The sequence below is a fragment of the Nocardia coubleae NBRC 108252 genome, assembly GCF_001612805.1.
In the GTDB taxonomy this organism is placed as follows: domain Bacteria; phylum Actinomycetota; class Actinomycetes; order Mycobacteriales; family Mycobacteriaceae; genus Nocardia; species Nocardia coubleae.
Genome location: NZ_BDBD01000019.1, coordinates 420,683 through 446,583, shown reverse-complemented (window position 1 = coordinate 446,583; position 25,901 = coordinate 420,683). Strand labels below are relative to the sequence as shown.

General features: G+C 67.6%; 24 protein-coding genes. 19 read left to right on the top strand and 5 right to left on the bottom strand.

Going from position 1 to position 25,901, the window contains the following annotated elements; genetic code table 11:
- The first annotated feature begins 224 nt into the window (after positions 1 to 224).
- Entirely contained in the window at positions 225 to 2,054 is a 1,830-nt protein-coding gene (locus NCO8_RS21780; protein ID WP_067641971.1) for an acyl-CoA dehydrogenase, read from the top strand.
- Positions 2,055 to 2,057: 3 nt separating this feature from the next.
- Here NCO8_RS21780 and ramB read toward each other — a convergent pair whose 3' ends face one another.
- Positions 2,058 to 3,464 carry an acetate metabolism transcriptional regulator RamB gene (gene ramB, locus NCO8_RS21775; protein ID WP_067641970.1) on the bottom strand — a complete coding sequence of 469 codons (1,407 nt, stop codon included), beginning with the start codon at positions 3,462 to 3,464 and terminating at the stop codon, positions 2,058 to 2,060.
- Between the two features lie 94 nt (positions 3,465 to 3,558).
- Here ramB and NCO8_RS21770 point away from each other — a divergent pair, with 94 nt between their 5' ends.
- The 5 genes from NCO8_RS21770 (at position 3,559) to NCO8_RS21750 (ending at position 7,668) form a co-directional block, all read left to right on the top strand.
- A complete protein-coding gene (locus tag NCO8_RS21770) occupies positions 3,559 to 5,064 on the top strand; it encodes an ATP-dependent DNA ligase (RefSeq protein ID WP_067641969.1) in 1,506 nt (501 codons plus the stop codon).
- A 63-nt stretch (positions 5,065 to 5,127) separates the two neighbouring features.
- The gene (locus NCO8_RS21765) at positions 5,128 to 6,291 is read left to right on the top strand and encodes an inorganic phosphate transporter (protein ID WP_067641968.1); all 1,164 of its coding nucleotides are present in this window, start codon (positions 5,128 to 5,130) and stop codon (positions 6,289 to 6,291) included.
- Positions 6,292 to 6,303: 12 nt separating this feature from the next.
- Complete coding sequence (locus NCO8_RS21760; RefSeq protein ID WP_067641967.1) at positions 6,304 to 6,585, top strand: hypothetical protein; 282 nt, start codon at positions 6,304 to 6,306, stop codon at positions 6,583 to 6,585.
- Positions 6,586 to 6,595: 10 nt separating this feature from the next.
- Entirely contained in the window at positions 6,596 to 6,934 is a 339-nt protein-coding gene (locus tag NCO8_RS21755) for a DUF3349 domain-containing protein (RefSeq protein WP_067641966.1), read from the top strand.
- Positions 6,935 to 7,008: 74 nt separating this feature from the next.
- Entirely contained in the window at positions 7,009 to 7,668 is a 660-nt protein-coding gene (locus NCO8_RS21750) for a TetR/AcrR family transcriptional regulator (protein WP_067484741.1), read from the top strand.
- A gap of 56 nt (positions 7,669 to 7,724) precedes the next feature.
- Here NCO8_RS21750 and NCO8_RS21745 read toward each other — a convergent pair whose 3' ends face one another.
- The gene (locus tag NCO8_RS21745; RefSeq protein ID WP_067641965.1) at positions 7,725 to 8,738 is read right to left on the bottom strand and encodes an alpha/beta hydrolase; all 1,014 of its coding nucleotides are present in this window, start codon (positions 8,736 to 8,738) and stop codon (positions 7,725 to 7,727) included.
- A 227-nt stretch (positions 8,739 to 8,965) separates the two neighbouring features.
- Here NCO8_RS21745 and NCO8_RS21740 point away from each other — a divergent pair, with 227 nt between their 5' ends.
- The 4 genes from NCO8_RS21740 to NCO8_RS21725 are packed head-to-tail and all read left to right on the top strand — an operon-like array spanning position 8,966 to position 12,436.
- Entirely contained in the window at positions 8,966 to 9,730 is a 765-nt protein-coding gene (locus tag NCO8_RS21740; RefSeq protein ID WP_067641964.1) for an ABC transporter ATP-binding protein, read from the top strand.
- Complete coding sequence (locus NCO8_RS21735) at positions 9,727 to 10,533, top strand: ABC transporter permease (protein ID WP_084457354.1); 807 nt, start codon at positions 9,727 to 9,729, stop codon at positions 10,531 to 10,533. Before NCO8_RS21740 ends, NCO8_RS21735 begins: the two co-directional genes overlap by 4 nt.
- Positions 10,530 to 11,324 (top strand): ABC transporter permease, encoded by a 795-nt coding sequence (locus NCO8_RS21730; protein ID WP_067641963.1) that lies wholly within the window; start codon positions 10,530 to 10,532, stop codon positions 11,322 to 11,324. Before NCO8_RS21735 ends, NCO8_RS21730 begins: the two co-directional genes overlap by 4 nt.
- 53 nt (positions 11,325 to 11,377) lie before the next feature.
- On the top strand, positions 11,378 to 12,436 hold the full coding sequence (locus NCO8_RS21725) for an ABC transporter substrate-binding protein (protein WP_067641962.1): 1,059 nt from the start codon (positions 11,378 to 11,380) through the stop codon (positions 12,434 to 12,436).
- A gap of 15 nt (positions 12,437 to 12,451) precedes the next feature.
- Here NCO8_RS21725 and NCO8_RS21720 read toward each other — a convergent pair whose 3' ends face one another.
- Positions 12,452 to 13,471 (bottom strand): XdhC family protein, encoded by a 1,020-nt coding sequence (locus NCO8_RS21720; protein WP_067641961.1) that lies wholly within the window; start codon positions 13,469 to 13,471, stop codon positions 12,452 to 12,454.
- A 15-nt stretch (positions 13,472 to 13,486) separates the two neighbouring features.
- A complete protein-coding gene (locus tag NCO8_RS21715; RefSeq protein WP_067641960.1) occupies positions 13,487 to 14,083 on the bottom strand; it encodes a nucleotidyltransferase family protein in 597 nt (198 codons plus the stop codon).
- A 125-nt stretch (positions 14,084 to 14,208) separates the two neighbouring features.
- Between NCO8_RS21715 and uraD the strand changes: the two genes are divergently transcribed.
- From uraD to puuE, 9 genes are all read left to right on the top strand, one after another.
- Positions 14,209 to 14,697 (top strand): 2-oxo-4-hydroxy-4-carboxy-5-ureidoimidazoline decarboxylase, encoded by a 489-nt coding sequence (uraD, locus tag NCO8_RS21710; protein WP_067641959.1) that lies wholly within the window; start codon positions 14,209 to 14,211, stop codon positions 14,695 to 14,697.
- A complete protein-coding gene (uraH, locus tag NCO8_RS21705) occupies positions 14,694 to 15,011 on the top strand; it encodes a hydroxyisourate hydrolase (RefSeq protein ID WP_067484762.1) in 318 nt (105 codons plus the stop codon). The genes uraD and uraH overlap by 4 nt, the downstream gene beginning before the upstream one ends.
- A 24-nt stretch (positions 15,012 to 15,035) precedes the next feature.
- Positions 15,036 to 15,908: a factor-independent urate hydroxylase gene (gene pucL / locus NCO8_RS21700; protein ID WP_067642116.1), complete on the top strand. Its 873-nt coding sequence runs from the start codon at positions 15,036 to 15,038 to the stop codon at positions 15,906 to 15,908.
- A gap of 76 nt (positions 15,909 to 15,984) precedes the next feature.
- A complete protein-coding gene (locus NCO8_RS21695) occupies positions 15,985 to 17,355 on the top strand; it encodes an 8-oxoguanine deaminase (protein ID WP_084457353.1) in 1,371 nt (456 codons plus the stop codon).
- A gap of 220 nt (positions 17,356 to 17,575) precedes the next feature.
- Complete coding sequence (locus NCO8_RS21690; protein ID WP_439951690.1) at positions 17,576 to 18,427, top strand: FAD binding domain-containing protein; 852 nt, start codon at positions 17,576 to 17,578, stop codon at positions 18,425 to 18,427.
- Positions 18,428 to 18,488: 61 nt separating this feature from the next.
- Complete coding sequence (locus tag NCO8_RS21685; protein ID WP_067641958.1) at positions 18,489 to 21,476, top strand: molybdopterin-dependent oxidoreductase; 2,988 nt, start codon at positions 18,489 to 18,491, stop codon at positions 21,474 to 21,476.
- Positions 21,473 to 22,723: a DUF6986 family protein gene (locus tag NCO8_RS21680; RefSeq protein WP_084457352.1), complete on the top strand. Its 1,251-nt coding sequence runs from the start codon at positions 21,473 to 21,475 to the stop codon at positions 22,721 to 22,723. The genes NCO8_RS21685 and NCO8_RS21680 overlap by 4 nt, the downstream gene beginning before the upstream one ends.
- Positions 22,720 to 23,682: an allantoicase gene (alc, locus tag NCO8_RS21675; protein ID WP_067641956.1), complete on the top strand. Its 963-nt coding sequence runs from the start codon at positions 22,720 to 22,722 to the stop codon at positions 23,680 to 23,682. The genes NCO8_RS21680 and alc overlap by 4 nt, the downstream gene beginning before the upstream one ends.
- Positions 23,679 to 24,623: an allantoinase PuuE gene (gene puuE / locus NCO8_RS21670; protein WP_067641955.1), complete on the top strand. Its 945-nt coding sequence runs from the start codon at positions 23,679 to 23,681 to the stop codon at positions 24,621 to 24,623. Before alc ends, puuE begins: the two co-directional genes overlap by 4 nt.
- Here puuE and NCO8_RS21665 read toward each other — a convergent pair.
- Positions 24,579 to 25,679 carry an alpha/beta hydrolase gene (locus NCO8_RS21665; protein WP_376739937.1) on the bottom strand — a complete coding sequence of 367 codons (1,101 nt, stop codon included), beginning with the start codon at positions 25,677 to 25,679 and terminating at the stop codon, positions 24,579 to 24,581. The two genes, puuE and NCO8_RS21665, sit on opposite strands and share 45 nt — an antisense overlap.
- Positions 25,680 to 25,901: the final 222 nt, after the last annotated feature.

Below are 25,901 nucleotides of genomic sequence, written 5' to 3'. Positions count from 1 at the left end.
ATTCGTGAGCGGAACAGTAGATGGAACATGTTGCAGCGGAATATCTCCCGATCACGTGCCCGTTTCGTCTGTTTCGTCCGTGTGAATTGTTCGGCGGGGAGCTACGGCGTGGCTACGGTTGCGTAGCCACGCGCCCGTGCGGCACGCTGGCGATTCGTACGACGTCGAACAGCCGGAATCTCGCGGCGCTCGGGCCGCGGGGTGGTCAGTCGAGGAGGAGCCCAGTGGGGCACTACAAGGCCAACGTGCGTGACATCGAATTCAATCTCTTCGAGGTACTCGGGCTCGACAAACTCCTCGACACCGGCGCCTACGGCGACCTGGACTCCGACACGGTGCGTCACATCCTCGACGAGGTGCGCAGGCTGGCCGAGGGGCCGATCGCGGAGACCTTCGCCGAGGCCGACCGCAACCCGGTCACCTACAACCCCGACACCTTCGACATCACCGTGCCCGAGCCGCTGCGCAAGACCGTGGCCGCCGTGCACGAGGCGCAGTGGTACCGGCTCGGCATGCCCGAGGGTATGGACGGCACGCCCGCGCCCAACGTGCTGCTGTGGGCCATCAACGAGCTCATCATCTGCGCCAACCCCTCGGCCAGCTTCTTCAACATGGGCCCACTCATGGGCTCGGTGCTCTACGAGATCGGTACCGAGGAGCAGAAGCGCTGGGCGCGTGGGGGTTTCGAGCGCGGCTGGCAGGGCACGATGGTGCTCACCGAACCGGACGCGGGCTCCGACGTCGGCGCGGGCCGCACCAAGGCCATCCCGCAGCCCGACGGGTCGTGGCATATCGAAGGGGTGAAGCGGTTCATCTCCGGTGGCGATGTGGGCGAGGCGGCCGAGAACATCTTCCACCTGGTGCTGGCCCGGCCCGAAGGCGCGGGACCGGGTACCAAGGGACTGTCGCTGTTCTATGTGCCGAAGTTCCTCTTCGACCCCGACACCATGGAGATCGGTGACCGCAACGGCGTGTACGTCACCGGGCTCGAGCACAAGATGGGTATCAAATCCTCGCCCACCTGCGAACTCACCTTCGGTGCCACCGGTGTGCCCGCCAGGGGGTGGCTGGTCGGTGAGGTGCACAACGGGATCGCGCAGATGTTCAAGGTGATCGAGAACGCGCGCATGACCGTCGGGGTGAAGTCGTCGGGCACGTTGTCGACCGGGTATCTCAACGCGCTCGAATACGCCAAGACGCGGGTGCAGGGCGCGGATCTCACGCAGATGACCGACAAGACGGCGCCGCGCGTGACCATCACCCACCATCCCGATGTGCGCCGGTCGCTGGCCATGCAGAAGGCGTACGCGGAGGGGTTGCGGGCGGTGTACCTCTACACGGCCGCGCATCAGAATGTGGATGTGGCGCAGCTGGTTTCGGGTGCCGACCCGGAGATGGCGCACCGGATCGACGATCTGCTGCTGCCGATCGTCAAGGGTGTCGGGTCCGAGCGGGCGTATCAGCTGCTCACCGAATCGCTGCAGACCTTCGGCGGGTCCGGGTATCTGCAGGACTATCCGATCGAGCAGTACATTCGCGACGCGAAGATCGACTCGCTGTACGAGGGCACCACCGCCATCCAGGCCCAGGACTTCTTCTTCCGCAAGATCATTCGCGATGGCGGCGCCGCGATGGGCCACCTCAACGCCCAGATCACCGCGTTCCTGGCCAACGATTCCGGCCGCTTCGCCACCGAACGCGCCCTGCTGCGCACCGCCCAGTCCGACGTCGCCGCCATGGCCGCCACCCTCACCGGCTACGCCATGGCCGGCCAACAGGACCCGGCCGAGCTCTACAAGGTCGGCCTGGGCTCGGTCCGCTTCCTGATGGCCGTCGGCGACCTGCTCATCGGCTGGCGCCTGCTCGCCCAGGCCGAAATCGCCGCCGCCGCCCTCACCGGCGAATCCTCCGCCAAGGACCGCCCCTTCTACCAGGGCAAAGTAGCCGTAGCCTCCTTCTTCGCCAAGAACGTCCTTCCCGAACTCACCGCAACCCGCTCCGTCCTGGCGACCCTCGACACCGACATCATGGCCATCCCGGAAGAAGCCTTCTGAGCGCTACTTGATGAGGTAGGGGGAGACGGAGCTGCGGTGTTCGCTGATGTCGAGGGACTTGCCCAGTGGGGGGAAGGCGCGTTGGGGGCAGTTGGAGCGGACGCAGACTCGGCAGCCCGCGCCGATGGGGGTGGCGGTGGCCTCGCCGAGGTCGATGCCGTCGGCGTAGACGACGCGGGAGGCGTGGCGGAGTTCGCAGCCGAGGCCGATGGCGAAGGTCTTGCTCGGCTGGCCGTAGCGGGTGGCGCGGCGTTCCACGGTGCGCGCGACCCAGAGGTATTTGCGGCCGTCGGGCATCTGGGCGATCTGGGTCATGATCTTGCCCGGGTAGGCGAAGGTCTCGTAGACGTTCCACAGCGGGCAGGTGCCGCCGCTGGCGGAGAAGTGGAAACCCGTGGCGGACTGGCGTTTCGACATGTTGCCCGCGCGGTCCACTCGGACGAAGGAGAACGGCACACCGCGCAGCGACGGGCGTTGCAGGGTGGACAGGCGGTGGCAGATGGTTTCGTAACTCTGCGAGAAGAACGCCGACAACCGTTCGATGTCGTACCGGAAGTCCTCGGCCACTTCGTGAAAGTGGGTGTAGGGCAACACGGTTGCCGCGGCGAAGTAGTTGGCGAGGCCGAGCATGGCCAGCTTGCGTGACGCGTCGGAGGCGAAATTGCCCTCCTCGACCAGCTTTTCGAGCAGGCCGCCGCATTCCAGGTAGGCAAGTTCGGCGGCCAATTTGAAGGTGCGCTGCCCGCCGGACAGGTGCGGGGAGATCTCGAGCTGCTTGGTCTGCGGGTCGTAGGTGTGCAGCACGCCCTCGCCGAGGTCGATGCGCTCGCTGATCCGCACACCGTGCGAGCGAAGCAGCCGGGCGATTTCGGTGCTCACCTCGCCGCCGTGGAAGCGGATGCGGGCGGTGAGATCCTCTGCGGCGGTGTCCAGCTCGTGGATGTAGTTCTGGCGCTGATAGAAGTAGTCGCGCACTTCCTCGTGCGGTTTGCTGATCGCGGCACTGCCGGAGCCGTCGGCGAAACGGTCCTCGGTGGCGGCGGCCAGCTGGGCGCTGGTGTTGCGGTACCTGTTGTGCATGGCGACCAGGGCCCGCGCCATCGACGGGTGCGCCGACACCATGTCGGCGATCTCCTTGGTGTCGGCCTCGATGCCCAGCTCGGCATCCATCACGACTTCCTGGAGTTCGGCGATGAGCCGGGTGTCGTCCTGGGCGGAGAAGAAGGTCGGATCGACGCCGAAGACCTCGTTGATGCGGGTGAGCACCGGGACCGTCAGCGGCCGCACATCGTGCTCGATCTGGTTGAGGTAGCTGGCCGAGATCTCCAGTTTCTGGGCCAGCGTCACCTGGCTCAGCCCACGCTCGGTACGCAGCTGGCGCAGCCGCGCACCGACATAGGTTTTGGCCATATGTCCAGTTTATGGGCGGTTTCGCAGGGTTGCCAACCGGTTCTTAGCAGCGTGTGCTGAGCGATGTGTCACACCGGCACGCTACGGTCGAACGGTGCTGTTCAGCGATGTCGTCGCGACCTCGGAGCAGGTTCGGGCCACCCGGTCGCGCAAGGAGAAGACCGCCGCCCTCGCCGCGTTGCTCTCGGCCGCGGGCCCGGCGGAGATCGGCACTGTGGTCGCCTGGTTGTCGGGTGAACTCACCCAGGGCCGGATCGGCGTGGGGTGGCGAACGGTCACCGGGCTGGGCGCGGCGGCGAGCGATCGGAACCGACTCACGGTCGAACAGGTCGACGACTACTTCACCCGGCTGAAGGGCGTGAGTTCCACCAACAGCCGCCGCGAAATACTCACCGAGCTTTTCACAGCCGCGACCGAAGAGGAACAGTCTTTCCTGATCCGGCTGCTCACCGGCGAACTGCGCCAGGGTGCGCTCACCGCGCAGGTGGTGGAGGGCCTGGCCCGATCCACCGGCATCGGTGTCGACGTGATCCGCCGCGCGCACATGCTGTCCGGGAACCTGCCCGCCACCGCGGTCGCCGCGATCACCGGCGGCGAGGACGCGCTGCGGGAGTTCCGGCTCGAGGTCGGCAGGCCGGTCGCGCCGATGCTCGCCTCTCCCGGCGGCTCGCTGGACGAGGCGCTGGCCGAACTCGGCCCGCAGGTGAGCGTCGAACACAAACTCGACGGCGCCCGCATCCAGGTGCACCGGGCGGGGGAGCAGGTGTGGGTGTTCACCCGCACCCTGCGCGACATCACCGCGGGCGTTCCCGAACTGGTCGAACTGGTTCGTGGCCTGGACTGCACGAGCGTGGTGCTCGACGGCGAGACCCTCGCGCTCACCGACGCCGGTCGCCCGCGCCCGTTCCAGGAGACGATGAGCCGCTTCGCCACCATCGGCGACACGCGCGAACTGCTGCTGCACCCGTACTTCTTCGACTGCCTGCACCTGGACGGCGAAGACCTGCTCGACGAACCCCTGCGGGTGCGCCGCCGGGCACTGGACCGGGTGGCCGGATCACACGCCATCCCGGCACTGGTCGCGCCCGACGCCGAGGCGGCCGCCGAGTGCTACGACGACGCGCTCGCCGTCGGCAACGAGGGCGTGATGGTCAAGTCGCTCGAAGCGCCGTACGCGGCGGGCAGGCGCGGCAAGGCCTGGCAGAAGGTCAAACCCGCGCACACCCTCGACCTGCTGGTCATCGGTGCCGAATGGGGTTACGGCCGCCGCACCGGATTCCTGTCGAACCTGCACCTGGCCGCGCTCGATCCGGACACCGGCGAACCGGTGATGGTCGGCAAGACCTTCAAGGGCCTGACCGACGAACTGCTGCGCTGGCAGACCGAGGAATTCCCCCGGCACGCCACCCACCGCGACGCCCAGACGGTGTACCTGCGCCCGGACCTGGTGGTCGAGATCGCGCTCGACGGCGTGCAGACCAGCACCCGGTACCCCGGCGGCGTCGCCTTGCGTTTCGCCCGGGTGCTTCGATACCGCCCGGACAAGGAACCCGCCCAGGCGGACACCATCGAAACCGTGCGTGCGCTGGGCGGACGCTGACCCGCCACGACTTTCGGGGCAACACTGCGGCAATCCGTGACGGCCATACGACACACTGTTCGGGTGAGCGCCGAACTTGTGGTCCTGTTGATCGTCATCGTCACAGCTCTCGTCTTCGACTTCACCAACGGTTTCCACGACACGGCCAACGCCATGGCGACCTCCATCGCCACCGGTGCGTTGAAGCCGAAGACGGCCGTGGCGATCTCGGGTGCGCTGAACCTGATCGGCGCGTTCCTCTCGGTGGCCGTCGCCGCGACCGTCGCCAAGGGAATCGTGCGGCTCGACGAGGTGCAGGGCCAGGATCTGCTGGTGATCGTGTTCGCGGGGCTCGTCGGCGGCATCCTGTGGAATCTGTTCACCTGGTTGCTCGGTCTGCCGTCGAGTTCCTCGCACGCCCTGTTCGGCGGGCTGATCGGCGCCACGCTCGCCGCGCTCGGCTGGAGCGGTGTCATCTGGGTGTCGGGTACCGAGGGCGTGCTGGTGAAGATCGTGCTGCCCGCGGTGCTCGCGCCGGTGGTCGCCGCGCTGGTCGCCGCGATCGGCACCTACCTGGTGTACCGCATCACCCGTGGGGTGAGCCGGGACAAGACCGACGAGGGCTTCCGGTGGGGCCAGATCGGGTCGGCGTCGCTGGTCTCGCTCGCCCACGGCACCAACGACGCGCAGAAGACGATGGGCGTCATCTTCCTCGCGCTGGTGGCCTACGGCTCGATCGACGCCGATGACCACATGCCGCTGTGGGTGATGGCCTCCTGTGCCTTCGCCATCGCGCTGGGCACCTACCTCGGCGGGTGGCGCATCATCCGGACCCTCGGCAAGGGCCTCGTCGAGATCGAGTCGCCGCAGGGCCTCGCGGCCGAATCCACCTCGGCGGCGATCATCCTCACCTCCGCGCACTTCGGGCTGCCGCTGTCGACCACGCAGACCGCGACCGGCGCCATCCTCGGCACCGGCATCGGTAAGGGCGCCGAGGTGCGCTGGGGGGTGATGGGCCGCATGGTTGTCGCATGGATGCTCACTCTGCCCGCGGCGGGCGTGGTCGGTGCGATCTGCTGGCTGGTGGCGCATCTGATCGGCGGGCTGGCCGGAGTGCTCGTGGTGTTCGCGATACTGGTCTTCGGAGCGCTGGCGATCTACCTGCGCTCGCGCCGCGACCCGGTCGACCACCACAACGTCAACGAGGAATGGACCTCGGCCGAACCCGACCACCCGCGGCCGGAATAGGAGGACACCGGGATGCACACACTCTGGCTGAATCTGCGTGAACTGTGGGATGTGCTGATCGCCGCACTCGTCCTCGGCGCGGGCGTGCCCGCCGTCTTCGCGTTCGCGGTGCGCTGGTGGGCCAACGGCGAAACCGTCGACGCCGACGGGCGGGTACGGCGCAACCATCTCGCCCTGGCGGGCGCACTGATCTGCGTCGTTCTCATCGTCGTGCTGGTGATCTGCGGAATCCTGTTCACGGCAAAGGCTTTCATCGCGCACCAGTTCGGCATCCACCTGTTCGGACAATCCTGAGCGAGGACCAATGACCGACTCGTCACCCACCCCACCGGTACGGCCCGGCCTGATGTCGCGGGTACTCGGCTGGCTGCGCGCCGGCTACCCGCAGGGCATTCCGCAATCGGACTATGTCGCGCTGTTCGCGGTGCTGCACCGCAACCTCACCGATTACGAGGTGGTGGCCATCGGCGAACAGCTGATCGCGGCCAATCCGAACCGCGAATCCATCAGCCATGCCGAGATCGCGGCGGCTGTCGCCGATTTCGCGAAACAGCAGCCCGCCGCCGAGGACGTGTCGCGGGTGGCTTCGCACCTGGCGGCCGGTGGTTGGCCGTTGGCCGAACCGATCGACGACTCCGAGTAATTCGCGGTGTGCCAATAGAATTGGTGGCTGACGATTCCACCGGATTCGTGCCGTTCGCGCGCTAGCATGCACGGGTGGTACGGCGTGCGGCAGAAGTCGAGAGTGGTCGAAGTTATGGTGGATTGTCGCGCGAGCAGCGAATTGCCCTACGCCGGAGCCGTTTGACCGACGCGGCGCTGGAATTGTTCGGAACCCGTGGTTATTCGTCGACCTCCATCGAACGATTGTGTGCCACTGCGAATGTGTCGACGCGCAGTTTCTACGAAGACATCGGCAGCCGCGAAGCGCTGCTGATCGCGCTGGTCGACCGGCTCAATTCCGCCGCGCTGCAACGACTCGACGAAGCCCTCGACCGCACCCGTGAACAGCCGCTCGTGGTGCGCGTCGTGGAGAGTTTCCGTGCGTTTCTCTCGGTGACCTGCCGGGACCGGCGGGCCGCACGGGTTTTCTATGTGGAGATCGTCGGGGTGAGCCCGGCGGTGGAGGAATGGCGGCGCGCGCAGCGGCGTTCGATTTCGGCGCTGCTCACCCGCGAGGCGCAACGCGCCGCCGAACGCGGTGAGGCGCCCTCGCGCAGTTTTCACCTGTTCACCCTCGCGCTGATCGGCGCGGTCACCTCGCTTGCCCAGGAAATGGTGCACGCCACCGTGCCGGGCGACGCGATCTCGGTCGACGAGATCTGCGACCAGATCGCCTACTTCATCCGTTCCGGCCTGCCCGCGCGCACGGCCTGAGAAACGAGAACGGGAGGCGCCCGAAAGACGCCTCCCGTTTCGATGCTTACCGCGAATCAGATACCCATACCCTGGGCGAGCAGCGGCCACGAATCGTGCAGCGCCTGCTCCCAGTAGGGCCAGTAGTGGGTGCCCATCGGGGTGAACTGGTAGGTCGCCGGGATGTTCAGCGAATCCAGCTTGGCCTTCAGGTTCTGGCTGCAGGCGTTGGTCGCCGCCTCGATGCCGACACCGAGGCCGAGGTTGATCGCACCCATCGGGCCGGGCGCGTTGCTGAGGTAGTACTCGACATCGGCGTTGGACGGCATGCCGCTACCGCTGGAGATGTAGAGGTTGGTGCCACGCAGCTTCTCGGCGTTGATGACCGGGTCGTTCTCCACCCAGGCCGGATCGTTGTCGGCGCCGTACATGTTGGCGGTCTTGCCGCCCGCCCAGGTCTCCACCGAGAACTTGACGGCCTGCTTGCCCAGCGGGTCGGCGATCTGCGCGCAACCGCTGTAGGCGGCCACCGACTTGAACAGGCCCGGCTTGGCCTCGGCCAGCTGCAGCACCGAGGTGCCGGAGGTGGACAGGCCGGCCAGCGCGTTCAGGCCGGTCGAGTTGAGAGTGCTGTCGAGCAGCGGCGGGAGCTCTTCGGTGAAGAAGGTCTTCCACTTGTTCAGACCCAGCTTGGGGTCTTCCTGCTTCCAGTCGGTGTAGTAGCTGCCGCGACCACCGATGGGCTGGATGACATTGACCTGCTTGTCGGCGAGGAATCCGAGCGCGTTGGTCTGCGCGGCCCAGCTCGCGGTGCCCTCACCGGCGTCGAGGCCGTTGAGCATGTAGAAGTTGGGCGCGGGCTGCGACTCGTCGACGGGGCGCTGCACGTCGATGGTGATGTCTTTCTTCATCGCCGCCGAGTACACCTTCAGGTGCCAGGTGCGTCCTTCCTTGACGACCGAGGTCACCGAGGATGCCTTCTCCGGCTCGGCCGAGGCGCCACCGGCGAGCGCCGCCACCGACATGGCGGCGGTCAGGGCCACGGCCGTCGTGCGCAGCGCGGCGACATTTCGTAGTGCAGAAAGTTTCATCGAACAGTCGGTTCCAGTCCACGGGCCGTGTCGGCGCCGTCATCGCAGTTGGTCCCCGCGCACCGGGTATACGCCCGGTGGCGACGAGGCTGTCAGATCCTCCGGTATCTTATGTCCTCCCCGAGAGTGAAACTGTTACGAGTCCCAATCTGTGGACTTAACGGTCGCGCAATAACCGCCGGTGAATCGGAAATATCGGGGAAACCGGGCGCTCTTAGGGTGACGCCATGGGTATAGAGGTCAGCGGATTATCCAAGTCGTTCCGGGTGGGGCGCGACACCGTGCACGCCTTGGATTCGGTCGACCTGCACACCGCCGACGGCGCGTTCCTGTCGTTGCTCGGGCCGTCGGGCTGCGGGAAGTCGACCGTGCTGCGGATCCTGGCCGGCCTCGACGAACCGAGCGCGGGTATCGCGCGGATCAACGGGCACACTCCGGCGCAGTTGCGTGGTTCACACGAGCTTGGGATCGCGTTCCAGGATTCGGCGCTGCTGCCGTGGCGCAGTGTCGTGTCGAATATCGCGCTGCCCTTGCAGGTGGCGGGGCTGCCCGTGGACCGGGAGCGGATCGCGGAACTGGTCGCGCTGGTCGGGCTGGAGGGGTTCGAGAAGGCCAAGCCCGCGCAGTTGTCGGGTGGGATGCGTCAGCGGGTATCCATCGCGCGGGCGCTGGTGGTCGAACCATCGGTGCTGCTGCTCGACGAACCGTTCGGCGCGCTGGACGACATGACCCGACAGCGGCTGAACCTGGAACTGCTGCGGATCTGGACCGAGAAGCCCGCGACGACGCTGATGGTGACCCACGGCATCGGCGAGGCGGTGTTCCTGTCCGATGTGGTCGCGGTGCTGAGCCCGCGACCGGGACGGGTGCTCGAACTGGTCGAGATCGACCTACCGCGGCCACGCACGCCGGAGATGATGCGCACGCCCGAATTCCACAAGCTGCACGACTACCTCTCGGAGCTGCTGTTCGGGCGGGCGGGCGTGGCATGACGACCTCGGTTACCGGCGTGCGCTCGGCGCTGGGTGGGCGCCTGTTGATCGGTGGTGCGCGATTCGCCGGGGCGCTCGGTGTGACGGCGTTGATCGTGTGCTGGTGGGTGCTCGCCGCCGCGGGCGTCGCGGGGGGAACGGTGCCGACGCCGTGGCAGGTGCTCTCCACCATGTGGTCGGACGGGTGGGCGTTGTACGGGCCGAACTTCCAGGTCACCGCGGGTGGTGCGCTGCGCGGCTTCCTCTGGGGCAACGCCCTCGCGATCGGCATCGCGGTGGCGATCATGCTGGTGCCGCGCGTCGAACCGCTGGCCACCCAGCTCGCCATTCTGAGTTACTGCACGCCGCTGGTCGCGCTCGGTCCGATCATCCTCGTGGTGTTCGGCGGGCGCACGCCGACGGTGTTCCTGGCCGCCATGTACTGCTTCTTCACCACGATGGTCGGCGCGGTGAGCGGGTTGCGCTCGGCCGACCTGGCGAGCCTGGACCTGGTGCGCGCCTACGGCGGCGGTCGATGGCAGCAGCTCTATCGCGTGCAAGTCGTTGCGGCACTGCCGAATACGTTCGCCGCGTTGAAGATCGCGGCGCCGTCGGCGGTGCTCGGCGCGATCATCGGTGAGTACCTCGGCGGCGTGGACAGCGGGATCGGGGTGGCGCTCACCGCGGCGCAGACCGCCTACAACGTGCCGCGCACCTGGGGGATGGCCTTGGCCGCGGCGGCTCTGGCCGGGCTCGGCTATGTGCTGATCGCGCTGCTGGCCCGGGTGGTCGCACCGTGGACGAGTGCGGAGGAGAAACGATGACGGCGCTGCGCGGACTCGGGCGGTTCCTGTTCCCGCTGGTCACCTCGCTGCTTCTGCTGCTCGTGATCTGGACGTTGTTCCTTCGGGCGTTCCCGCAGATCGGCCCGCGGGTCGGCAAGACGCCCTCGGACATCTGGGCCTACCTGGTCACCTCGCCGGGTGCGCCGGCGGCCCGGCAGGCGATCCTCGACGATCTCGCGATCACCCTGGCCGACGCCGCGGTCGGGTTCACCGTCGGCATGGTCGGTGCGATGGGAGTCGCGGCGCTGTTCGTGCTGTATTCGGCTGTGCGACAGACCTTCATGCCGGTGGCGATGCTGCTGCGGTCGGTGCCGTTGGTGGCACTGAGCCCCATCGTGGTGCTGGTGTTCGGCCGCGGGACGACGGGCGTGACGGTGCTGACGGCCATCGTCGTGTTCTTCCCCGCGCTGGTGATGATCATGACCGGCCTGCGTGAAGCACCGAGGCAGGCAATGGAATTGGTGAGGGTATACGGCGGCTCGCGGTGGACCGGGCTGCGGATTGTCGCGGTGCCCGCCGCGCTGCCGTCGATCTTCACCGCCGCGCGAGTATCGGTGCCCGGCGCCCTCATCGGTGCGCTGCTCGGTGAATGGCTCGGCAGCGGAACAGGTTTGGGTGCCGCTCTGGTTCGTGCCATTCCGATGTTCCAGTACAACCGGCTGTGGGCGTCGATCGTGGTCGTCACCGTGGTGTCGGTGCTGCTGTACGCGCTGGTCGGGGTGATCGAGAACCTGGTGCTCGCCCGATTCGGGGTAAGGCGGAAAGAATAGTCGCGGAACCTGGCGGCAAAGAAAACGAAACGCGGCGAATCTAGCGTCTGCGTATGAACAGTATCGACCGCCGTAGTTTCCTCCGCTTTTCCGCGCTCACCGGCGCCGCAATCGGCGGTGCGAGCGTGCTCGCCGCATGCGGGGGCGGTTCGGCGACTTCCGGTTCCACCGACGACGGCTCGAAATACGGCAAGGTCGCGGTGCAGTTGTCCTGGATCAAGAACATCGAATTCGCGGGCGAGTATTTCGCCGATTCGCGCGGGTATTTCAAGGAAGCGGGATTCGGAACGGTAGATCTCATCGCGGGTGGTGCGGCGAGTACCTCCGTCGAGGCCGGTCTCGACACCGGGAAGGTGTGGATCGGGCTGTCCGCACCGCAGACCACCGCGCCCGCCGTGCTGGAGGGTTTGCCCGCCAAGATCGTCGGCGCGACTTACCAGAAGAACCCCTTCGCGATCGTCAGCGCGGCGGGTAAACCGATCAAATCCCCGGCCGAGATGAAGGGCCGCAAGATCGGTGTGCAGGACACCAACCAGCTGATCTTCAGCGCCTTGCTGGCCGCCAACGGCATCGCCCCCGGCGAGGTGACCGTAGTGCCCGCCCAGTTCGACCCGACCCCACTGGCCAACGGCGAGGTGGACGGCTGGGTGAGCTACGTGACCAACGAGCCGATCACCTTGGCCGCCAAGGGTTTTGCCAACGACCACTTCCTCTTCGCCGACTTCGGCCTACCGCTGGTGGCCGAGACCCTGACCGTCGCCCAGTCGACCATCGACAACGAACGCGACAAGCTCAAAGCCTTCCTCACCGCCCAGATCAAGGGCTGGAAGGATGCCGTCGCCGACCCCGCCGAGTCGGCCCGCCTGGCGGTCGAGGTCTACGGCAAGGACCTCGAGCTCTCCCTCGACGAGCAGATCAAGGAGGCCACCGCCCAGAACGATTTGGTCGTCTCGGCCGCCACCCGCACCGACGGCCTGCTCACCATGTCCGACGCCCTGATCGAACAGAACATCGCCGCCCTGCGCACCGCCGAGATCGACATCAAGGCAGACCAGCTCTTCGACCTGTCGATCCTCCGCGAGATCTACGCGGAGAACCCCTCCCTCAAATAGATCGCCGGCCGCAATCTATATAGCCATGCCCACCGAGGTGGAGTTGCCGAAGTCTCGGTGGGCGGCCAGGCGCAGGCCTGCGCGCGAGGCGAGGAAGTCGGCGGTGATGAAGACGGCGGTTTCGGCGGGGGTGCGTGGGCCCGCTTCCAGTCCGGCGGGGACGTGCAGCCGGGACAGGGTTGGCTCGTCGAAGCCGCCCGCGCGCAGATCGTCGAGGCGACGGGCCTGATCGGCGGGGGTGCCGAGGGCCGCGAGGTAGCCGAGTTCGGGCAGGCGAAGGGCCACGGTGAGCAGGGGAATCTCGAAGCGCGGCTCGTTGGCGAGCACGACGATGCCTGTGCTGCTGTCGATTTCGCCTGCGGCGGACAGCGTGTTCAGGTAGCGGTGCGGCCAGTCGACGACCACCTCGGCGCCGGGGAACGACGCCGGGTCGGCGAACTCGGGGCGCGAATCACAGATGCTCACCCGGTAGCCGATCATCCGCGCCTGGGCGGACAGGGTGGCGGCGTAGGCGTTGGCGCCGAAGATGAGCAGGCGCGGCGGCGGGCAGTAGGAGGCGACGAACAGGTCCGACTCGGGCAGGGCGACCAGCTCGGTGGCGTGTTTACGGTCGGTGATCAGGTGCTGGCCGATGACATCGGGATCCTGGTTCCACACCACGGTGAACACGGTGACCCGGCGATGGGCCTGAATGTCGGCGGCGACGGTGGGGAATTCGGGGAAATCGCGGCAGGAGAACGGTTCGACGAAAATGTCGACGAGGGTGCCGTCGTCGGAGGACGATTCCAGCCCGGTGAGCATGCTGTAGCGGCGTAGTTGCCGGATGCCGGTGCGCGCGGCTTCCATCGCCGCCTCGTACACGGTTTCTTCCAGCCTGCCCGATGCGATGGATCCGAAGACGCCGCCATTAGGGGTGACCAGCATTGCCGATCCGATCGGCAGAGCGCTCGTTCCGATCGTGCGGACTACCGTTGCCAGGCCACCGGTAGCGCCCGAATGCCACACTCGCAGAAGGTCATCGACGATATCGCGCATATCTCAAATCTCCGATCACCGTGCGCCGACTTCCGGGAAATCGCGATCGGTCCCTGTCGCCAAGTCGTCGCACGTGACGCACACCATATCCTGTCGGGTACCCAAATAGGAACCTGCACCCGCATCCCCAACGGCGGCAGCGTAAATGGCTTCCCAGTGCTTGTTCTCTATCACAACTGGATGACCCGGAGTGTCGTGGAACACACTACGAGCCAATCCACTCTCGCTCGCGCGGGCCGCGGCGAGCACTCGGGCCACCACTTCGGCACCGATATCGGGAGTGTCGACGGGGCGGAAGGCCACATATCGGGTACCCGCCCGCGCCGCCTCGGCCAACCCCGCGCGCACCGTCGCCGATAGCCCGGTGGCCCAGTCGGCGACCCAGTGCCACCGAGTGCCGGGTGGCAGGTTCAGCGCCGCCGGGTCGGGGCCGGTGGCGCCGAGCAGCACGATCACCGGGTCGCAGCCGCCGTCGCGCAAGGCGGTGATCGCGGCAGTGAGCCAGGCGCCGTTTTCGGCGAGTGCCTTGGGTTTGCCGTAGCGGGTTCCGGCGCCCGCCGCGAGGACGATGCCCGCGCACGAGTCGTGCGTGAGCGCTTCGATCCGGGGCATGCAGGTGAAGGTAATGGCGCAATGTTGCCGGTCGATTACGGCCGGGGAGCGCGCGGGCGACGACACGGGTACGTCGGCGGTCGGCTCGAGTGGCGGGCCGCCGGTATTGGGGAGATGCTGGATCGATGACTAGGGAAGCGATCGGACTCGCGGGCTTCAACTCGTTGCCCGCCGACGCCGCTGAGCAGGCATTGCTTGCCTGTTGCTCGTCGCCGCGCTGGGCGAGGGCCATCGCGGCCGCCCGGCCCTATGTCAACGCGGTGTCGTTGCTCGATGCCGCCGACGCGGCCCTCGACGCGCTCGACGAGGCCGATATCGACGCCGCGCTCGCCGGGCATCCACGCATCGGTGAGCGCGCCACCGGCGCGGCCGCGCACGAACAGTCCGGTGTCTCCGGCGACGACGTGCGGGCCCGGTTGGCCGAGGGCAACCGGGCCTACGAGGAAAAGTTCGGGCACATCTACCTGGTGTGCGCGGCAGGCCGTAGCGGCGAGGAACTGCTCGCCGTACTGCGGGCGCGACTGGACAACGATCCGACGACCGAAAGGCGGGTTATGCGAGACGAATTGGCGAAGATCAATCGGCTGCGCCTGACACAGCTGGTGGCGTCATGACCGGGCTGAGCACGCATGTGCTCGATGCCGTACGCGGAGTCCCCGCCGAGGGGGTCGCCGTGTGGTTGATGCGTGGTGAGTTGCGGCTCACCGAGGCATTGACCGATGCCGACGGGCGAGTGAAAGAGCTTGCCGCCGGGCTTAATCCGGGCGAATACCAGTTGTACTTCGATACCGGCAGTTACTTCGCGGCTCAGGGCGTCGAGACGTTCTACCCGGAGGTCTGTATCGCTTTCACCGTCGGCGAGCAAGCGCATCTGCATGTGCCGCTGCTGCTTTCGCCGTTCGCCTATTCGACCTACCGAGGGAGTTGAGCCGTGGCACTGACAGGCCCGATCATGTTGACCGACAACCGATACGGCAAGGCCGAGAACCGGGTGGTGCGGTTCTACAAGGAGAACGCGCGCCACGAGATCCGCGATGTGAATGTCACGACCACACTGCGGGGCGACTTCGAGGCGGCCTATACCGAGGGCGATCAGCGGCAGGTGTTGCCGACCGATACGCAGAAGAACACGGCGTTCGCCTTCGCGAAGAAGGTCGGTCTCGACACCGTCGAGGATTACGCGATCGCGTTGGCGAGGCATTTCCACGAGACCGTCGAGCCGGTGAGCAGTGCTCGCGTGGATGTCGAATCGTATGGCTGGCAGCGGGTTTCGATCAATGGTGCCGAACACGATCACACCTGGGTGCGACAGGGGCCTGAGGTGCGCACCGTCGCCGTGACGGCCGCCGATGCCGGAACCTGGCTGATCGGCGGAATCAAGGATCTCGTGCTGCTCAAGTCGACCGGTTCGGAATTTGCCGACTTCCTCGTCGACGAATACACCACATTGGCGCCTACGAACGATCGCGTCCTGGCCACTTCCCTCGACGTGCACTGGCGATTCGGCGAAATCGACGGCATCGACTGGGACGAGGTGTTCGCCGGGATTCGCGCCACCCTGCTGGAACTGTTCGCCACCACCTATTCCCGCGCACTGCAGCAGACCCTCTACGCGATGGGAAGCGCTGTGCTGGAGCGTTTCCCGGTGCTGGCCGAGATTCGACTCTCGGCCCCGAACAAACACCACTTCGACTACGACCTCGACCGCTTCGATATCGAGAACAAGGGTGAAGTGTTCTGGGCCGCCGACCGCCCCTACGGTTCGATTCACGCGACCTTGCAGCGTGCGGACGCACCCGATGCCGGAACGGCGTGGTCGGCATGAGCGGGCCGGGTGTGGTCGCCGTCGACGGCGCGGCGGGTCCCGGGACGGTCGCGCATGCGATGTGTAGTGGGGCGAGGTGGTCGCGGTGAGCGCGCCGGATCTGGTGGTCGACGGGTGTGCGGTCGTCACTGTCGATGCGTCCGGGACCGAGTATCGGCGCGGGTGGGTCTCGGTGCGTGGCAACAGGATCGAAGCGCTCGGGGAAGGCAGGGCGCCGGCGTTCGGGGCGGAGACCGCGCGGATCGACGGGCGGGGTTGCTTGCTCACGCCAGGATTGGTGAACACCCACCACCATCTCTACCAGTGGATCACCCGTGGGCTCGCCGCCGACAGCACCCTGTTCGAATGGCTGAAAACCCTGTACCCGGTGTGGGCGCGGATCGACGAGAAGTCGGTGCGGGTGGCCGCGACCGGCGCGCTGGTGTCGCTGGCCCGTACCGGGTGCACCACGTCCGCCGACCACCACTACCTGTTCCCGCACGGTGGTGGTGACCTGCTCGCCGCCGAGATCGCGGCCGCCGCCGAGGTGGGGTTGCGCTTCCACCCCACGCGCGGGTCGATGGACCTCGGGCAGAGCAAGGGTGGGCTCCCGCCCGACGATGTGGTCGAGTCCATCGATGACATCCTCGCCGCGAGCACCACCGCGATCGAGCAGTGGCACGACCCCTCGCCCGACGCCATGGTGCGCATCGGCCTCGCCCCCTGTTCCCCGTTCTCGGTGACCGCCGACCTGATGCGCGAATCGGCCGCCCTGGCGCGCTCGGCCGGGGTGCGGTTGCACACCCACCTCGCCGAAACCGTCGACGAGCTGGACTTCTGCCGCGAGAACTTCGACTGCACGCCCACCGAGTACATGGAACGGCTCGGCTGGCTAGGCGACGACGTCTGGTACGCCCACGGCGTGCACCTCGACGACCACGCGATCTCGGCGATGGCTCGCACCGGCACCGGCATCGCCCACTGCCCGACTTCCAACGGCCGCCTCGGCGCGGGCATCGCCCGCACCGCCGACCTGGTCGCGGCGGGTATCCCGGTCGGGCTCGGCGTCGACGGCGCGGCCAGCAACGAGTCGAGCTCGCTGATCGAGGAGCCACGCAACGCCCTCCTCTACGCCCGAGCCGTCGGCGGCCCGCAGGCCATGACGGTGCGTGGGGCACTCGAACTCGCCACCATGGGCGGTGCCCGTGTCCTCGGCCGGGCCGACGACATCGGCTCGATCCAACCCGGAAAGCTCGCCGACCTCGCCCTCTGGCGCCTCGACACCCCCGCCCACGCGGGCATCGAAGACCCGGTCGTCGCCCTGATCCTCGGCTCCGCACCGCCACTGGCGGCCCTGTTCGTGAACGGTCGCGAGGTGGTCCGCGACGGTGTGGTCACCACGGTCGACGAAGCGGCCGTCGGCGCCGATGTCGCCCAGGCCCAGGCCACTCTCCTCGCAGGAGCCTGACCCCCGGTACACCCGATCAAGATCACCACGCTGTGGTGGCGGGACCTACTCGGCCGATGCCGCCACCACGGCGTGGTGATCGGGGTGACCAGGTACGGAACGCGGCTGGAGGGGCACACTGGAGGGTGGATATCGGGTTTACCGCGGCGCAATCTCGAGTGGGTGTCGCGCAACATCGTGGCAACTCGCCGCCCCTAGTGTGGCTGGTGAGGTAAGCGAGGTGGAAGTGGATCTGGATACCGTGCGGGAGGTGGTGCTCGCTCGCCGGCGCGCCGATTTGGCGCAGGTCGGTGCGGGGAGCGCGGTGCTGGCCGGCGGGACCTTCCTCTACTCCGAACCCCACGATCACCTCGACCGGCTGATCGACATCACCACGTTGGGCTGGCCGTCGCTCGTAGAGACCAGCGAGGGCCTGGAAATCGCCGCGACCTGCACGCTCGCCGAATTCGCCGGTGCGCGTCCCGGTCGTGAACTCGGGTCGAAGACCCTGCGGCCGGATTGGCCAGGGACGGAGTTGTTCGCGCAGGCGTGCCGCGCTCTGCTCGCCTCGCACAAGATCTGGCGCACGGCCACGGTCGGCGGAAACGTATGCCTTTCCCTGCCCGCCGGTGCCGTACTCGGTGCGCTGGTCGCCCTCGACGCCGACGCGGTGGTGTGGCCGCATGGTGGTGGTGAACAGCGAATCGCGTTGCGAGACTTCGTAACCGGTCCTGGAATGAATGTGTTGCCGCCGGGATCGGTGATCCGCTCCTTTGTCGTTCCGCTGCGTAACCTTCACGCGCACACCAGCTTTCGGAAGATCGCGTTGGCTCCGCTCGGGCGTTCCGGTTCCGTTGTGATGGGCAGGCGGACAGCGGATGACTGCGCTCTGACGATCACGGCGGCGACGACCCGACCTGTCGTCCTGGATTTCGACGGACCGCCGAGCGTGGACGAGCTGACCTCCGCGCTCGCCGAGATCCCACCGAACATCTGGTTCGACGATCCACACGGCGCACCGGACTGGCGCAGGCACGTCACCCACCTGCTGGGGACCGAGGTTGCCGCAGAACTGGCGGAGGGTCGGTCGTGAACCCGGCGACAAGCGTCGATGGCGTCCCCGAGCCAGCGATTCGGTACGAGGGAGGTGGACCGTGCGGCTAGAAGTCGACGGCCGCGTCGTCGAAACGGCGCCCAGGCCGGGCCAGTGCCTGCGGACCCTCCTGCGGGAGCAGGGCACTCTCGCGGTGAAGAAGGGCTGCGATTCCGGCGACTGCGGGGCCTGCTCGGTCCTGCTCGACGGCGCCCCGGTCCACTCCTGCCTCATCCCCGCCCACCGCGCCGCTGACAGAACCGTCACCACCGCCGCCGGTCTCGCCGGCGAAGCCGGACCGAATACTGTGCAGCGCAGTTTTGTCGACAATGCCGCGTTCCAATGCGGCTACTGCACCGCCGGAATGGTCGTCACCGCCACCGGATTACTCCGCAACCGCACCGATTCGGAAATCACCGAGGATGAGCGCGCGGAGTTGATGAAAGGAAACCTGTGCCGCTGCACGGGTTACCGCGCCATTACCGACGCCCTCACCGCGTGTGCACCACTGTGCACAACTCGTGAGGCCACCCCTGAACCGCCTCCCGGTGTGGAAGCACGAGTCGGAGTGCCTGGCGATGCCCCCCTTGAACAGCCCCCCGGTATGGAGGCACGAGTTGGAGTACCTGCCGATGCCTCCTCCCTGCGCCCGCACGATGGGCATCGGCGGAGTGCCGAAGGTGTGACGACGGCGTCCGCGGGGGAGGGTCCTGCGGTGGCGCGCCGCGAGGTGAGCGCGGTCGCAGAGCGGGTGCGGGGCGAGGAGTTCGGGCCGGGGCAGGTCGGAAAGGGTTTCGGAGCGCCCGCTGGGGAGCGGGTGGTGCGGGGCGGCGAGGCTTTCACGTTCGATGTCGGGGTGGGGGACGAGCGGGGGCCGGGGGTGGCGCCTTGGCATATCGCCGTGTTGAGCAGCCCGCACGCGCATGCGCGGGTGGTGTCGATAGACATCGCGGAGGCGGCGGCCGTGCCCGGCGTCCGGGCGGTGCTGACGGCGGCAGACGCGCCGGGGGTGGCGTTTTCCACGGCACGGCACGAATTCCGGGAGGACGATCCCGACGACACCTTCGTCCTCGATCGCACGGTGCGTTTCGTCGGGCAGCGCGTCGCGGCGGTGGTGGGGGAGACTCTCGATGCGGCGCGGGCGGGGGTGCGGGCGTTGCGGGTGGAGTACGAGGTTCTGCCCGCTGTGTTCGAGCCGGCGGAGGCGCTCGGAGACGAGGCGCCGAAATTGCATGGGGACAAGCCGGATACCGCGCGTATCGCCGACCCGCAACGCAACGTGATCGCGGAAATACACGGTGGTGTCGGTGATTTCGATCGTGGTATCGAAGAAGCGGCGCATGTTGTCCGTGGTGTCTGGCATTCGCCGCGCGTGCAGCACGTGCACCTGGAAACGCACGGCGGAATCGGCTGGCTCGACGACAAAGGCAGGCTGGTACTACGCACCAGCACCCAGGTCCCGTTCCTGGTTCGCGACGAACTGTGCCACCTGTTCCGCCTCGACCGTGACCGGGTGCGGGTATTCGCGGCTCGGGTGGGCGGCGGGTTCGGCGCCAAACAGGAAATGCTGGTCGAAGACCTCATCGCGCTCGCCGTCCTGCGCACCGGGCATCCGGTGCAATACGAATTCACGCGGACCGACGAATTCACCTCTGCCACTTGCCGTCACCCGATGCGGGTGGAGGTCACTGCCGCCGCCGACAGGAATGGGCTGCTCACCGCATTGTCGGTCGACGTGCTCGCCGACGCGGGTGCCTACGGGAACCACAGTGCGGGTGTGCTGTTCCATTCCGTCGGCGAATCGGTGGCCGTCTACCGGTGCCCGAACAAGAAGGTCGACGCGCAAGCGGTGTACACCAACAACATTCCCTCCGGCGCCTTCCGTGGTTACGGGCTCGGTCAGGTGATCTTCGGCGTGGAATCCGCCATCGACGAACTGGCCCGCCGAATCGGCATCGACCCGTTCGATTTCCGCAGGCGCAATGTGGTCGTTCCAGGCGACCGGTTCACCGGCGCCGAAGTCGACGAAAGCGACCTCACCTTCGGCAGTTACGGCCTGGATCAGTGCCTCGACACCGCCCAGCGAGCGCTGCATCGCGGCAACGGTGCCAAAGCGCCCGGCCCGGACTGGCGGGTGGGAGAAGGAATGGCCGTGGCGATGATCGCGACCGTTCCACCACGCGGCCATCACGCCGACGCGACGGCGCGCCTGCTCGTCGACGGGCGCTACGAGATAAACGTGGGCACAGCGGAATTCGGTAATGGAACCACAACCGTCCACGCCCAGCTCGCCGCGACAGCCCTGGCGACATCCGCCGACCGGATCGTGATCCGCCAATCCGACACCGACCTGATCGGGCACGACACCGGCGCTTTCGGTTCGACCGGCACCATGGTCGCGGGCAAGGCGTCCTATGCCGCCGCACTGGAACTGCACGCGATGATGCTGGCGCGCGCGGCCAAGGTGAGCGGCCATCCCGAACGGGATTGCGTGCTGGAGGCGGGTGGTGTGCGCTGCGGGGACGAACTCGTCACCGCCGCACAACTCCTCGCCGACGGAGACCTCATAGCCCATGGGACCCATTCGGGCACACCGCGTTCGGTGAGTTTCAACGTGCACGCGTTCCGGGTAGCCGTGCGTCCCGTGACGGGTGAGGTGCGGATTCTCCAGTCGATCCAGGTGGCCGACGCGGGCACCGTGCTGAACCCGGTGCAGTTGCGCGGTCAGGTGGAAGGTGGTGTCGCGCAGGCCATCGGGACCGCGCTCTACGAGGACATGCGCACCGACGCGGGTGTGGTGACCACCCGCACCCTGCGGCACTACCACGTACCGCAATTCGCGGACCTGCCACGCACGGAGGTGTATTTCGCCGAAACCAGTGACGCGCTCGGCCCGCTCGGTGCCAAATCGATGAGTGAGTCACCCTACAACCCGGTTGCCCCGGCCCTGGCGAACGCGATCCGCGACGCCATCGATGTCAGACCCGACCGATTGCCGATGACCGCCGACCGGATCTGGCGGCTCGCGAGGAAAGGAACGGCCGAGTGAATACCCGACTGCCCGAACACATCCGGGCACGCGTCGACGCAGTCCTCGATTCCGTCGACGCGGAGCTGCGGCTGCGCTATCCCGGCCAGGGGCCGCGGATGCAACCGGTGCACACGGTGTATGTCCCCGCCGACCGTGCTACCGCAGACACCCCGGTGGAATGGGGTGCCACCGCGCTGGAACTGCTGGACCGCCATGCAGGCTTCCTCGCCGGTCTCGACACCACCGATTCCCTTCCCGCGGTCCGGGTCGGCCTGTCCGCTCGACCGGTGCAGGACCTGCGGATAGATTTCGAGGACGGATACGGTTTCCGCGCCGACGATGTGGAAGACGCCGCCGCGACAGCAGCGGGAAAGACCTTGGCATTGATGGCCGAAAAGCCGGGCGCACCCGGTTCGTTCGGGATCCGGATCAAGGGGCTGGCCAAGGACGAACGCAGGCGAGCGCTGCGAACACTGGAATTGGTGCTCGACGGCGTCGCCGACGTATTACCCGGGTTCCTCTTCACCGTTCCGAAAATCCGGGCGGCCGAACAGGTCTCGGCCATTGTCGACATCTGCTCCGGCATCGAACGCGCCCACGGACTTCCCGACCACACTTTGCGCTTCGAACTGCAGATCGAAAGCCCGCAGGCGATCATCGCGCCCGACGGCACGGCCCCCATCGCCCGCATGCTCGCTATGTCCGACAATCGCTGCAGTGCACTGCATTTCGGCACCTACGACTACACCGCCGCCTGTGGAATCGCCGCCACCGACCAGGCGCTCGACCATCCGGCCGCGGACCACGCCAAAACGGTGATGCAGGTCGCCGCCGCCCAGACCGGCGTGTGGATCTGCGACGGCTCCACCCAGATAGTGCCGGGCAGCGACCCCGAATTCGCTTTCACCAACCACTACCGCCTGGTGGAACGTGCCCTGCGCCGCGGCTACTACCAGGGCTGGGACATGCATCCCGGCCACCTGGTCACCCGCTGGCTGGCCACCCACAACTTCTTCCGTACCGCCACCGATGTGGCCGTCCCACGCCTACAGGCCTACCTCGGTCGCGGCCAGGAAGGTGTGGTCGACGAGCCGGCCACCGCCGAAGCCCTGTCGACCACGGTGGTGCGTGCCCTGCGCTGCGGTGCCGTCAGCGATGACGAGTTGCTCGCCCGTGCACCGGAACTCACCGAGCAGACACTCGTCGACCTGATGACCCGCCGGTGGTCGAGCCGAGAAAGTACCGAAGCACGGGAGACCCGATGACAGACGACTTCACCCACCTGCCCGACCTGGCGGTCCGGCCGCTCGGCGGGTCGGTGATCTGGGCGAACGACGAGTTCTTCGCCGAGAAGGAAAACCTCGTCAACCCCGGCCCGGCCGAATACCGGCCCGCGACATTCGGGCACAAAGGGCAGATCTACGACGGTTGGGAAACCCGCCGCCACCGCGGCAAGCCCGGTGACGACGCGGCCATCGTCCGCCTCGGCGTGCCGGGCGTGATCCGCGGCATCGTGGTGGACACCGCCTGGTTCACGGGCAACTATCCGCCCGAGGTGTCGGTCTCGGCGCTGGCGATCGACGGTTACCCCACCGCCGAGCAGATCGCCGAACGCACCGACTGGGTGCCGCTGCTCGACCGCGTGAAGGTCGCGGGCGACTGCCGGACCCCGTTCACCGTCGACGACGAAAACCGGTGGACCCACGTCAAACTCACCATGCACCCCGACGGCGGCGTCGCCCGGTTGCGGGTCCACGGCGAGGGCAGGCCCGACCCGGCCCTGCTCGGCCTCGGCCCACTCGACCTGGCCGCCCTCGAGAACGGCGCCCTGGTCCTGGACTGCTCCAACCGCTTCTACAGCTCACCCAACCAACTGCTCTACCCCGGCCAGGCGCGCGTCATGGGCGACGGCTGGGAAACCGCGCGGCGCCGCGACGACGGAAACGACTGGGTGCGTATCAAACTCGCGGGCCCCGGCGCCATCCGGCTCGCCGAGATCGACACCTCCTGCTTCCTCGGCAACAGCCCCGGTGCCGCCTCCCTCACCGGCTTCACCAGCGACGGAACCGAAGTCGAGATCATGCCGCGCACCGACCTGCTCCCCGACACCCGCCACCGGTTCGCCCTCACGCCCGCCGGTGCGTCGGTCGAAGAGGTTCGCCTCGACATCTATCCCGACGGCGGCCTGGCGCGCCTGCGGCTCTACGGCGAGCTGTCCGCATGACCGGGCCACGCGACTTCATCGGCTACGGTCCCACTCCGCCGGACCCGAAATGGCCCGGCGGAGCCCGGATCGCGGTGCAATTCGTGCTGAATTACGAAGAGGGCGGGGAGAACAACGTCCTCGACGGATCACCGCATTCGGAAACCTTCCTGTCCGAGATGACACCGGCCGAAGCCTTCCCGAACCGGCACATGAGCATGGAATCGCTCTACGAATACGGTTCACGCGCCGGCCTGTGGCGGATACTGCGCGCCTTCGAACGGCGCGGTATCCCGCTCACCGTTTTCGCGGTCGCCCGCGCGATGCAACGCAATCCCGAAGCGGTCGCGGCTTTTCTGGAGCTCGGCCACGAAATAGCGTGTCACGGTCTGCGCTGGCAGTCGTATCAGCTCGTGGATCGCGAGACCGAACGCGCCGACATGGCCGAGGCCGTGCGCATCCTCACCGACCTCACCGGTGAGCCGCCACGCGGCTGGTACACCGGCCGCGACTCACCCAACACCCGCGAATTGGTCGTCGAGCACGGCGGTTTCGTCTACGACGCCGACTCCTACGCCGACGACCTGCCCTACTGGACCACGGTGCGCGGGCAGCAGCACCTCGTGGTCCCGTACACCCTCGACACCAACGACATGCGCTACTGCTCGCCCGCCGGCTTCGCCACCGGCGAGGAGTTCTACGCCCACCTGCGCGACGCCTTCGACGTGCTGTACCGCGAAGGGACCGAGGGCAGCCCGAAGATGCTCTCGATCGGCCTGCACTGCCGCATCGCGGGCCGACCCGCCCGCACCGCGGCCCTGGAACGCTTCCTCGACCACGTGCAATGCCACGAGGACGTGTGGATCACGCGCCGCATCGACATTGCCGAGCACTGGCGAACGACGCATCCGGCCGGATCAGGCGAACAGGTCCCGGACGAACGGGAGCGAGTCGACCAGTGAGGCGTTGACCGTGCCGTCGTGGTCGGTGGGGTAGGTGCGGGTGGTCACCGGCTGGCGGTTGGCCTCGAGCACCGCGAAGTAGCGCAGGGTCGCGGGGGTGACCACGTCGGTGTCGCGCAGGCCCTGAGCCAGCAGCAGCGGGCGGTCGTAGCCGGATTCGGGCAGGCCCATGTACTCGCCGAGCAGGCCGCGCAGGTTCGGGATGGACGACAGCGGGCGGGCGAACATGCTTCCCACCGACGGCTTGGCGGCGGCGAGTTCGTCGCCGAGGGGGCCGATGCAGGCGGTCTGGGCGCGCTCGAGCCAGGTGCGGCCGGTGTCGGTGAGCAGACCGTCGATGTCGAGGTCGGGGTAGGTGGTGCGCAGGCCGCTGAGGATGTACAGGACGTAGGCGGTCAGGTGCGAGCTCAGGGCGATCGGGGGCACACCCGGGCCGACGAGGCCGATGACGTCCTCGATGTAGGCGGGCACGCCCGTGCCGACGGCACCGCGGTAGTCGAGTTCGGGGCCGCCGAACTCGGTGGCGTAGCGGGCGGTGAACACCGCGGCGCCGCCGCCCTGCGACTGGCCGACCACGGCCCACTTGTTCGACAGCGACGGGTATTGCGCGGTCGCGGCGCGCACGGCGTCGACCACATTGCGCGCCTCCACGACGCCGTTCAGATACGGGTGCTCGCCCGGACCGCCGAGACCGGCGTAGTCGGCCGCGACGACGGCGTAGCCCTGCTTCAGCCAGGTGCCGAGGTAAGCCCAGTCGCGTTCGACGGCGGCCGGACCGGCCACGCTGTAGGCGCAGTCGTCGCCGAGCCCGACGGTGCCGTGGGCCCAGGCAATCACCGGCCAGCCGCCCGCGGGCGCTTCGCCCGGCGGGAAGTACACGGCGGCACCGGTGGTGGTCGGCTGGTCGCCCGCGGTGGTCGAGCGGTAGATCAACCGCTCGGCGCGGGCCGAACCCGGCAGTGTCGCCGCGGCCGACAGGGCCTCTACCGAGACAACCTGCCCGCCGGTGGGTCCGGCGTGCGCCGGAACGACCGGCAGCACGGTCAGCGCGGCCATCGCCGCGATCGTCAGCATCCTCGACTTGCGCACGGTCCCTCTTCCCTTCGTCGGACAGTCCGATTCTGCCCCGTGCGCCACAGGGGTGACACGCCGGGCGGGCGTTGCGGAGTGACGACACGCACATGATCGACGCCCGGCGTGGTGTGTGAAACGACTCACAGCCTGGAAGGCTCGAGAGCATCGGCACCCACCCGACCGAAGATCGCTAACAGTACGGGC